The 1,494-nt window shown below is 71.7% G+C and carries 2 protein-coding genes; both read left to right on the top strand.

Annotation, left to right across the window (positions count from 1 at the left end; genetic code table 11):
* On the top strand, nt 1–667 hold a 667-nt coding region (locus AB0G02_RS39790), incomplete at its 5' end, for a cation:proton antiporter (protein WP_360805580.1).
* Nucleotides 664–1,494 (top strand): ATP-grasp domain-containing protein (locus AB0G02_RS39795; RefSeq protein ID WP_360805583.1); only part of this gene is annotated, 831 nt, incomplete at its 3' end. The genes AB0G02_RS39790 and AB0G02_RS39795, both read left to right, overlap by 4 nt.

A 1,494-nucleotide genomic window follows, 5' to 3' on the forward strand; every position in this document is an offset into this window, starting at 1 on the left:
GGTCCTCGTCCTCGCGCTGGTCGCGTTGCGGCCCGCGGCTCGCGGGGCGTTGCGGCTCGCGGAGCGCTCCGGTGAACCCGGGGTGACCGTGGCGGTGGTCGTGCTGCTGGTGATAGCGTCCGCCGCCGGCACGCACGCCTTGGACCTCGAGCCGGTGCTGGGGGCGTTCGTGTGCGGCTTGGTCATCTCGTCGGTCGGCGGTGTCACCCAACTGCCGCTGACCGCGCTGCGGACGTTCGTGATGGGTGTCCTGGCGCCGCTGTTCTTCGCGACGGCGGGGCTGCGGATGGACCTCACGGCCCTGCGGCACCCGGCGGTGCTCGGCACGGCGCTGGCCGTGCTGCTGCTCGCCGTGGTCGGCAAGTTCGCGGGCGCCTACGCCGGCGCCCGGCTGGCCCGGCTCACCCACTGGGAAGGTCTCGCGCTCGGCGCGGGGCTCAACGCGCGTGGTGTCATCGGCGTGATCGTGGCGCTGGTGGGGCTCCGGATGGAGGTGCTGTCGACCGAGGCTTACACGGTCGTGGTGCTGGTGTCGGTCGTGACGTCGCTGATGGCGCCGCCGACGTTGCGGTACGCGGCACGGCGGATCGCCGTGACCGACGAGGAACGCGAGCGCGAGAAGGCGTTCGGCGGCGTGCAAGTCCTATCGAGAGTGGAGCCCCGATGAGCAAGACCGACCAGCGGCCCCTGCTGCTCGTGGTCGCGACCGGAATGCGGTTGTACCGCGAGTACCTGCTGCGCTCGATCAGCGCGGAGTACCGGGTGCACCTGTTCCTGACCGCCGAGCCCGAGTGGGAGAAGGAGTACGTGTCCGGCTGGACCGTGCTGCCCTCGACCACCGACGGGCCGGCGATGGCGGCGGTGGCGGCCAAGATCCACGCCGGGACGCCGTTCTCCGGCGTGCTGTGCTGGGACGAGGTGCGCATCCACGCCACGGCGTTCGTGGCGCAGGCACTGGGCCTGCGCAACGGCGACCCGGACGTGATCTGGCGCCTGCGCGACAAGGGCGGCACGCGGGCGGCGCTGAAGGCGTCGGGCGTGCCGCAGCCCCGGTCGATCCCCGTCAAGACGGTGGACGACGCGGTCGCGGCGGCGGAGGAGGTCGGGTACCCGGCGATCCTCAAGCCGCGCGGCCTCGGCGCGAGCCTCGGCGTGATCAAGGTGCACGACGAGCACGAGGTGCGCGCCAACTTCGCGTTCACCGAGGCGGCACACGGTCCGGAGCCGGTGGTGTTCGACACCGACCAGCCGATCCTGGTCGAGGAGTTCGTGTCGGGCGAGGAGATCAGCGTCGACTCGGTGGTGCGCGACGGTGTCGTGACGCCGCTGTTCATCGGCCGCAAGGTGGTCGGCTACCACCCGTACGCCGAGGAGGTCGGCCACTTCGTGGACGCCTCCGACCCGCTGCTGACCGACGACGTGCTGCTCGACGTGGCGCAGCGCACGCACAAGGCGCTGGGCTTCACCGACGGCATCACACACGCCGACTACATC

It is taken from the genome of Actinosynnema sp. NPDC023658 (assembly GCF_040639995.1).
In the GTDB taxonomy this organism is placed as follows: Bacteria; Actinomycetota; Actinomycetes; order Mycobacteriales; family Pseudonocardiaceae; genus Actinosynnema.